At 73.9% G+C, this 8,643-nt stretch carries 5 protein-coding genes; 3 read left to right on the top strand and 2 right to left on the bottom strand.

Going from position 1 to position 8,643, the window contains the following annotated elements; translation table 11 throughout:
- Window positions 1-251: 251 nt before the first annotated feature.
- Window positions 252-2,996 carry a pyruvate dehydrogenase (acetyl-transferring), homodimeric type gene (gene aceE, locus ACFYWL_RS16700; RefSeq protein ID WP_386973213.1) on the bottom strand — a complete coding sequence of 915 codons (2,745 nt, stop codon included), beginning with the start codon at window positions 2,994-2,996 and terminating at the stop codon, window positions 252-254.
- Window positions 2,997-3,153: 157 nt separating this feature from the next.
- On the opposite strand from aceE, the gene ACFYWL_RS16695 reads away from it, so the two are divergent.
- Together ACFYWL_RS16695 and ACFYWL_RS16690 are read left to right on the top strand one after the other, a co-directional pair.
- A complete protein-coding gene (locus ACFYWL_RS16695) occupies window positions 3,154-3,474 on the top strand; it encodes a hypothetical protein (RefSeq protein WP_386973210.1) in 321 nt (106 codons plus the stop codon).
- A gap of 120 nt (window positions 3,475-3,594) precedes the next feature.
- Window positions 3,595-3,999: a secondary thiamine-phosphate synthase enzyme YjbQ gene (locus ACFYWL_RS16690; RefSeq protein ID WP_386973208.1), complete on the top strand. Its 405-nt coding sequence runs from the start codon at window positions 3,595-3,597 to the stop codon at window positions 3,997-3,999.
- 51 nt (window positions 4,000-4,050) lie between these two features.
- Here ACFYWL_RS16690 and ACFYWL_RS16685 read toward each other — a convergent pair whose 3' ends face one another.
- Entirely contained in the window at window positions 4,051-5,712 is a 1,662-nt protein-coding gene (locus ACFYWL_RS16685) for an alkaline phosphatase D family protein (RefSeq protein WP_386973205.1), read from the bottom strand.
- Between the two features lie 235 nt (window positions 5,713-5,947).
- Between ACFYWL_RS16685 and ACFYWL_RS16680 the strand changes: the two genes are divergently transcribed.
- Entirely contained in the window at window positions 5,948-8,548 is a 2,601-nt protein-coding gene (locus tag ACFYWL_RS16680) for a thiamine pyrophosphate-dependent enzyme (RefSeq protein ID WP_386973202.1), read from the top strand.
- The last annotated feature ends 95 nt before the right edge of the window (window positions 8,549-8,643 follow it).

Below are 8,643 nucleotides of genomic sequence, written 5' to 3'. Positions count from 1 at the left end.
CCACCAACGAACCCCCACCAACCCCCCACCCCCCCAACAACCCCCCCCCCCCAAACCCCCCCCCCCCCACCCCCCCAAAAATCCACAACACCACCCCACCCCCCAACCCCACCCCACCCCCCCCCCCCGGCCGGGGTGGGGGGCGGGGTGGGGGGAGGGAGGGGGACTGGGGGGTGGGGGTGGGGAACGGGGGGTGGGGGCAGGAGGGCCCGGCGCGGTTGCGCGCCGGGCCCTCCTGCCGTAGCTCTGGGTTAGCTGTCGCCGCCCGTTTCGCCGACCGGGGCCGCGTTGACGTCGTCGATGGCGTACTTCTTCGCCGCCTCGGCCGGCACCTGCGCCGGCACCGCGCCGCGCAGGGCGAGCTGCCGCAGCGTCGCGACCGTCACCGACTCGGCGTCGACGTGGAAGTGCCGGCGCAGCGCGTGCCGGGTGTCGGACATGCCGAACCCGTCGGTGCCGAGCGAGGTGTAGTCGCCCGGTACCCAGCGGGCGATCAGGTCCGGTACGGCGCGCATCCAGTCGCTGACCGCGACCTTCGGCCCGTCGGCGTCGGCCAGCTTCCGCTGGATGTACGGCACCCGCTGCTCCGCCCCCGGGTTGAGCAGGTTGTGCTCCTCGCACTCCACCGCGTCGCGGCGCAGCTCCGTCCAGGAGGTCACCGACCACACGTCGGCGGCCACCCCCCAGTCCTGGGCGAGCAACTGCTGCGCCTTGAGCGCCCACTGCATGCCCGTGCCGGAGGCCAGGATGTTGGCCCGCGGGCCGTCGCCGTCGATCTTCGGCGCGGGGGAGTAGCGGTAGATGCCCTTGAGCAGCCCCTCGACGTCCACGTCGGACGGCTCGGCCGGCTGGTGGATCGGCTCGTTGTAGACGGTCAGGTAGTAGAAGAGGTTCTCCGGCTGCTCGCCGTACATCCGGTGCAGGCCGTTCTCCATGATGTGCGCCAGCTCGAACGCGAACGCCGCGTCGTAGGCGACCACCGCCGGGTTGGTGGCGGCGAGCAGCAGCGAGTGGCCGTCCTCGTGCTGCAGGCCCTCGCCGTTGAGCGTGGTACGCCCGGCGGTCGCGCCGAGCACGAAGCCCCGCGCCATCTGGTCGGCCGCCGCCCAGAACCCGTCGCCGGTGCGCTGGAAGCCGAACATCGAGTAGAAGATGTACAGCGGGATCATCGGCTCGCCGTGCGTGGCGTACGAGGTGCCGGCGGCCGTGAACGACGCCACCGAGCCCGCCTCGTTGATGCCCTCGTGCAGGATCTGCCCGGTCGTGGCCTCCTTGTACGACAGGAACAGCTCCCGGTCGACCGAGGTGTACCGCTGGCCGTGCGGCGAGTAGATCTTCGCCGTCGGGAAGAGCGAGTCCATGCCGAACGTGCGGGCCTCGTCCGGGATGATCGGCACCCAGCGCCTGCCGAACTCCTTGTCCTTCATGATGTCCTTGAGCAGGCGGACGAAGGCCATCGTGGTGGCCACCTTCTGCTTGCCCGAGCCCCGCTTGACGTCGGAGAACCGCTCGCTGCCGGGGATCGCCAGCGCCCGGCCGGCGGTCCGCCGCGACGGCAGGTAGCCGCCGAGCTGCTCCCGGCGCTCCCGCAGGTAGGCGATCTCCTCGGACTTCTCGCCGGGGGTGAAGTACGGCGGGAGGTAGGGGTTCTCCTCCAGCGTCTTGTCCGAGATGTCCAGGTAGAGCCGGTCGCGGAAGAGCTTCAGGTCCTCCAGCGTCAGCTTCTTCATCTGGTGCGTGGCGTTGCGGCCCTCGAAGTGCGAGCCGAGCGTCCAGCCCTTGATCGTCTTGGCCAGGATGACCGTCGGCTGGCCGGTGTGCTCCATCGCCGCCTTGTACGCCGCGTAGAGCTTGCGGTAGTCGTGCCCGCCCCGCTTGAGGTTCCAGATCTCGTCGTCGGTGAGCCCCTCGACCATCTTGCGGGTGCGCGCGTCGCGGCCGAAGAAGTGCTCCCGCACGTACGCCCCGGACTCCGCCTTGTAGGTCTGGTAGTCGCCGTCGGGCGTGCTGTTCATCAGGTTGACCAGCGCGCCGTCGGTGTCGGCGGCGAGCAGCGGGTCCCACTCGCGGCCCCAGACCACCTTGATGACGTTCCAGCCGGCGCCCCGGAAGAACGCCTCCAGCTCCTGCATGATCTTGCCGTTGCCCCGGACCGGCCCGTCGAGCCGCTGGAGGTTGCAGTTGATCACGAAGGTGAGGTTGTCCAGCTCCTCGCGGGCGGCCACGCCGATCGCGCCGAGCGACTCGACCTCGTCCATCTCGCCGTCGCCGAGGAACGCCCACACGTGCTGCTGCGAGGTGTCCTTGATGCCCCGGTGGTGCAGGTACCGGTTGAACCGGGCCTGGTAGATCGCGTTCAGCGGGCCGAGGCCCATCGAGACGGTCGGGAACTCCCAGAAGTCCGGCATCAGCCGCGGGTGCGGGTACGACGGCAGCCCGCCGCCCGGGTGGGACAGCTCCTGGCGGAACCCGTCGAGCTGGTTCTCGCTGAGCCGCCCCTCCAGGAACGCCCGCGCGTACATGCCCGGCGAGGCGTGGCCCTGGTAGAAGATGTGGTCGCCGCCGCCCGGGTGGTCCTTGCCGCGGAAGAAGTGGTTGAAGCCCACCTCGTAGAGCGACGCGGAGCTGGCGAACGTCGAGATGTGCCCGCCGACGCCGATCTCGGGGCGCTGCGCGCGGTGCACCAGCATCGCCGCGTTCCACCGGATGTACGCCCGGATCCGCCGCTCGATGTGCTCGTCACCCGGGAACCACGGCTCGCGCTCCGGCGGGATGGTGTTGATGTAGTCGGTGGTGGTCAGCGACGGCACCCCCACCTGGCGCTCCCGCGCGCGCTCCAGCAGGCGCAGCATCACGTACCGGGCGCGTTTGGTTCCGCGCTCGTCGATGACACCGTCGAGCGACTCGACCCATTCGCCGGTCTCTTCGGGGTCGATATCCGGAAGCTGGCTCGGCAGACCGGCGGTGATCACCGGGCGCTTGCGTTCCGTGGCCACAGGCGTTCCCTCGGTTGTGTGTGGGATAGGTCTCTAGACGTTCATCCTGCCTTCTGCCGACGGTTTTCGTCACGTCTGGCTCCCCCAGACGCGACGCTCAACACAGGTACCGGCCGGTAACTTCTGGCGGTTTGCGCTCGTCTCCTACCGTCGACCCATGACGATGCTGCGAGCCGTGGCGAGCGCACTCGTGCTGGCCGGAGCGCTCACCCTCCTGCTGTCGGTGCTCGGCCTCGCCGGCGGCCGACTGGACGCCGCCCCGGTGGGTCTGCTCGGCCTGGCCCTGCTCGCCGGGGGCCTGGTGCTGCTCAACCGCGCCGGCGGCCGGGGCGCCCGCTACGGCTACGCCACCACCACGGGCGACCCCGCCGCCTCGTACGGCTCCGGCGCGTACGGCGCGGGCGCGGGCCAGCCCGGGGCCGACTTCCACACCGGCGACGCCGGCGCCGGCTGGTCCGGCGACCCGGGCCCCGGCTGACCAGGCCCGGCCGGCCACCCGGCTGACGCAAGCCTGGCCCGCTACCCGGCTGACGCAGGCCCGGCCGGCGACCCGCGTCCCGGCTGACAGACCCCGGGTCCCGGCGGCAGAATGCGCCATATGCGCACCGAGGTGATCACCGTCCAGACCGGCTCCCGACCGACCGTCCGGGACATCACCGCCGAGGCGGAACGCTTCGTCTCCGGCGTCGGCGACGGCCTGCTGCACGTCTTCGTGCCGCACGCCACCGCCGGCCTCGCCGTCATCGAGACCGGGGCCGGCTCCGACGACGACCTGCTCCGGGCGCTGGACGACCTGCTGCCCACCGACGACCGCTGGCGGCACCGGCACGGCTCGCCCGGCCACGGGCGCGACCACGTGCTGCCCGGCCTCGTCCCCCCGTACGCGACCCTGCCGGTGATCGACGGGCGGCTCGCGCTCGGCACCTGGCAGTCCATCTGCCTGGTCGACACCAACGGCGACAACCCCACCCGCAAGGTCCGCTTCTCGTTCCTGCCCGGCTGAGCGTCGTCCTGCCCGGCTAGGCGCGCCCCGGCCCGCGCGCCGGCCGACCGCTCAGGGCCGCAGGGTCTCCGCCTCCACCGTCTCCCGGCCCAGGTCCGCGCCGGTCTGGGGGGCGGTGCCGCGCCCGGTCGCGGCCGGTGCCGGCGGCCGGTCGTACGTCTGGTGCAGGCCCGGCACCCGGTCCTCGATCACGAACGTCGCTCGGGTGTACGCCGGGGCGTCCGGCCGGCTCACGTACGGCACCACGTCGAAGTCGGCCGCCAGCTGCGCCGGGGTGATCGTCGTGCGGACGTACCCCCGGAGGTTGTTCTGGAAGCGCAGGTGCGGGTTGAACGCGAACCACGGGTGGGAGCCCGTCGGCGAGTCCGCGCCGTCGCCGGTCGAGGTGACCGAGGAGCAGACCAGCTCGCTGCCGACCGTGCGCGACGTGGGGTCGGCGTAGTCCAGCTTCAGGTCGCTGGCCCAGTGGGCGTGCACGTCGCCGGTGAGCACCACCGGGTTGCGCACCCCGGCGGCCAGCCAGCCCCGGGTGATCCGGTCGCGGGAGGCCACGTACCCGTCCCAGGCGTCCATGCTGGTGACCGTGAGCGGCCCCGAGTTGTTGTCCCGCTGCGCGAAGAAGACCTGCTGGCCCAGGATGTCCCAGCGCGCGTCGGAGCGGCGGAACCCGTCGAGCAGCCACGCCTCCTGCTCCGCCCCCGTGATCGACCGGGCCGGGTCGGCCGCCGCCGGGCACTCCTTGTACCCGTCGCCGCACGCCTGGTCGTCGCGGTACTGCCGGGTGTCGAGCATGTGGAACGTGGCCAGCCGGCCCCAGCGCACCCGCCGGTACAGCTGCATGTCGATGCCGCGCGGCAGCGAGGTCCGCCGCAGCGGCATGTTCTCGTAGTACGCCTGGAACGCCGCCGCCCGCCGGGCGAGGAAGTCGGGGTCGGGGGCCTCGGGCACCTCGTCGGCCCAGTTGTTCTCCACCTCGTGATCGTCGAAGACCACCACCCAGGGGGCCACCGCGTGCGCCGCCTGGAGATCCGCGTCCGTCTTGTACTGGGCGTGCCGCTGCCGGTAGTTCGCCAGCGTCCGGGTCTCCGGGCCCTCGTGGTCGCGCGGGTTCCCGCCCGGCACCGTGTACGTGCCCTTCTCGTACTCGTACTGGTAGTCGCCCAGGTGCAGGATCAGCTCCGGCTCGGTCTCGGCCAGCCGCCGGTACGCGGTGAAGTACCCGTGCTCGTACTGCGAGCAGGAGACGAAGCCCATCGCCAGGGCCGACGGCAGGGTCCCCGGGGCCGGCGCGGTGCGGGTGCGCCCGACTTCGGACGCGTACCCCTCGGCCCGGAACCGGTAGAAGTACTCCCGGCCCGGCAGCAGCCCGGCCAGCTCCACGTGCACGCTGTGCGCCGACTCGGGGCGGGCCTGCGCCACGCCGCGCCGCACCACGTGTCGCAGCCCCTCGTCGGCGGCGACCTCCCAGGTCACCGCCACCGGCCGCGCCGGCATGCCGCCCAGGCCGTCCTCCGCGAGGGGCTGCGGGGCCAGCCGCGTCCACAGCACGAAACCCTCGTGGTCCGGGTCGCCGGAGGCCACCCCGAGGGTGAACGGGTCCTGCCGCAGCGGGCGGGCCGCCGCCGCGCCGGCCGCCACGGGCAGCCCGGCCACCGCGCCGGCCGCGCCGACCGCCGCGCCGGAGAGCAGGATCGTACGTCGGGACAGTGTCACGGTTTCCTCCCCAGAGTCCGTGTTGCACGACTCCGGGGAGCGTCGCGCCCGCCGATGGCCGCCAGGTGAAAGGAAGGGCCCCTTGATATCGCCTTTTGTCGAACAAGGGACCCCTGTTAACACCCGCTGGGCGGGGCGGGGAGCGCCCCGCCGTGACGCGCCGCCGGGGCCGGCGGCGACGGTGACCCGTCCGGGCGGGCCGTGTCTGAGTGGGCGACCGGCCGCCGCGTCGGTAATGCTGTCGGACGTGACCACCCCGCAAGATCTCGACGACCGGTTCCGGGAGGCCCTCGCCGGGCTCGCCGCCGCGCCCCGGCGACGTGACCCGGCCGAGCGGGTCCACGACGGCGCGCCGCTGACCGGGGCGCAACTGCTGGACCTCTTCGACGCCCAGGTCACCAGCCGGCAGCTGGACCTCGCCGGGCGGTGGCTGCGCAGCTTCGGCGAGGGCTTCTACACCATCGGCTCCGCCGGCCACGAGGGCAACGCCGCGGTAGCCGCCGCGCTGCATCCCGGCGACCCGGCCCTGCTGCACTACCGTTCGGGCGCGTTCTATTGCCTGCGCGCCGCCCAGGCCGCCGGGGAGGTCGCCTTCCCTGGGCCGGAGGGGGAGACCGCCGACCCGGCTCCCGACGGGGAGGCCGCCGCCGAGGCGGGCACCCCGCCGGGGGAGGGGACGGCGGCCACGCCGAGCGAGGCGGCGGCCACGCCGACCGAGCCCGGGTCCGAGTCCGAAGCCAGGTCAGCGGCCGGGTCCGCGGCCGGGTCCGCGGCCGAGGCCGAAGCCGAAGCCGAAGCCGAGGCTGCGGACGGCGCGGCCGACGGCGCGGCGGCCGGCCGCGACGGCGCGGCCGGCCGGGAGGACGCGTACGCCGGGGCGGCCCGGGACGTGCTGCGCGGGATGGTCGCCTCGGCCCGGGAGCCGATCGCCGGGGGCCGGCACAAGGTCTTCGGCCGGGCCGACCTCGCGATCGTCCCGACCACCTCCACCATCGCCTCGCACCTGCCCCGGGCGGTCGGCGCGGGGCTGGCCCTGGAACGGCTGCGCCGCCGCGACCCGGCCGGGCGGCGGGCCGCGGCGGAGCCCGTCGGCGACGTCGGGCAGCCGCCCCGCTCGCCGTGGCCGCCGGACGCCATCGTGGTCTGCTCGTTCGGCGACGCCTCGGTCAACCACGCGACGGCCACCGCCGCGTTCAACACCGCCGGCTGGTACGACCACACCGGCCTGCGCATCCCGGTGCTCTTCGTGTGCGAGGACAACGGGCTCGGCATCAGCGTCCGCTCCCCGAAGGGCTGGGTGGAGGCGACCCTGCGGTCGAAGCCGGGCATCCGCTACTTCTCCGCCGACGGCACCGACCCGGTGCAGGCGTACGAGGCGGCGGTGGAGGCGGCCGGCTGGGTGCGCCGGCACCGGCGGCCGGCCGTGCTGCACCTGAGCACCGTACGGCTGATGGGGCACGCCGGCGCGGACGCCGAGGCCGCGTACCGCAGCTCCGGAGAGATCGCCGCGGACCTGGACCGGGACCCGGTGCTGGCCACCGCCCGGCTGCTCGTGGCGGCGGGCGTCGCCACGGCCGACGAGCTGCTGGCCCGCTACGACGAGCGCGGCTGGCAGGTACGCCGCATCGCCGAGGAGGTGCTCGGCGAACCGAAACTCGCCTCCGCGGCCGAGGTGGTCGCCGAGACCGCGCCCCGCCGCCCGGCCCGGGTGGCCCGAGCGGTCGCCGACGCGGCGGCCCGGGCCGGCGGACCCGGCGCGGCGGCCCGCGCGGACGTGTTCGGCGGCCGGCTGCCCGAGGCGGCCGGCCCGCTCACCCTGGCGCAGAGCATCAACGCCGCCCTCGCCGACGGCATGCTCGACCACCCCGGGATGGTCGTCTTCGGCGAGGACGTCGCCGCCAGGGGCGGGGTGTACGGGGTGACGAAGGGGCTGCGTGACCGGTACGGAGCGGCCCGGGTCTTCGACACGCTGCTCGACGAGACCTCGATCCTCGGGCTCGGCCTGGGCGCCGGGCTGGCCGGGCTGCTGCCGGTCCCGGAGATCCAGTACCTGGCGTACCTGCACAACGCCGAGGACCAACTGCGCGGCGAGGCGGCGACGATGCGCTTCTTCTCCTCGGGGGCGTTCCGCAACCCGATGGTGGTGCGGGTGCCCGGGCTGGCGTACCAGGAGGGCTTCGGCGGCCACTTCCACAACGACAACTCCCTGGCCGTGCTGCGGGACGTGCCCGGGCTGGTGATCGCGGTGCCGGCGCGGCCGGACGACGCCGCCGCGATGGTGCGTACCTGCCTGGCCAGCGCGGCCGTCGACGGCAGCGTCTGCGTGCTGGTGGAGCCGATCGCGCTCTATCACACCCGCGACCTCTACGCCGAGGGCGACGGCGAGTGGCTGGCCGACTACGCCGAGCCCGGCGCGTGGGCCGCCGGCCACGCGCCGGTCGGCCGGGCCCGGGTGTACGGCGTCGGCTCCGCCGAGGACGTCACGATCGTCACTTTCGGTAACGGCGTGCCGATGTCGCTGCGCGCCGCCGCGGCCCTGGCCGACGAGGGGGTCGGCAGCCGCGTCGTCGACCTGCGCTGGCTCGCCCCGCTGCCGGTCACGGACATCGTCCGGGAGGCGTCGCTGACCGGCCGGGTGCTGGTCGTGGACGAGACCCGCCGCTCCGGCGGAGTCGGCGAGGGGGTGCTTGCGGCGCTGGTCGACGGCGGGTTTGTCGGTGCGGCGCGCCGAGTGGCCGCAGTTGACTCGTTTGTACCATTAGGTCCGGCAGCGCGTGCAGTGCTGGTCACCGAGGAGGCCATCACCCAGGGTGCCCGTACGCTGCTGGCACGGTAAATTCCGTTCCACCCGGTGCGCCACTTGCGCGGGGGGCCGCGAGTGTGTGGACTTTGCCTGACGGCGTCGCAACGACGCCGCGAGCAGGGACGAGA

It is taken from the genome of Micromonospora sp. NPDC002575, from assembly GCF_042889525.1.
In the GTDB taxonomy this organism is placed as follows: Bacteria; Actinomycetota; Actinomycetes; order Mycobacteriales; family Micromonosporaceae; genus Micromonospora; species Micromonospora carbonacea.
This window is presented reverse-complemented; position numbering and strand designations above follow the sequence as displayed.

Excerpts from the sequence above, each read along its gene's own strand:
- ACFYWL_RS16695 (WP_386973210.1), top strand. The coding sequence starts at position 3,154 with ATGACGATGCTGCGAGCCGTGGCGAGCGCACTCGTGCTGGCCGGAGCG.
- ACFYWL_RS16690 (WP_386973208.1), top strand. The coding sequence starts at position 3,595 with ATGCGCACCGAGGTGATCACCGTCCAGACCGGCTCCCGACCGACCGTC.
- ACFYWL_RS16680 (WP_386973202.1), top strand. The coding sequence starts at position 5,948 with ATGCTGTCGGACGTGACCACCCCGCAAGATCTCGACGACCGGTTCCGG.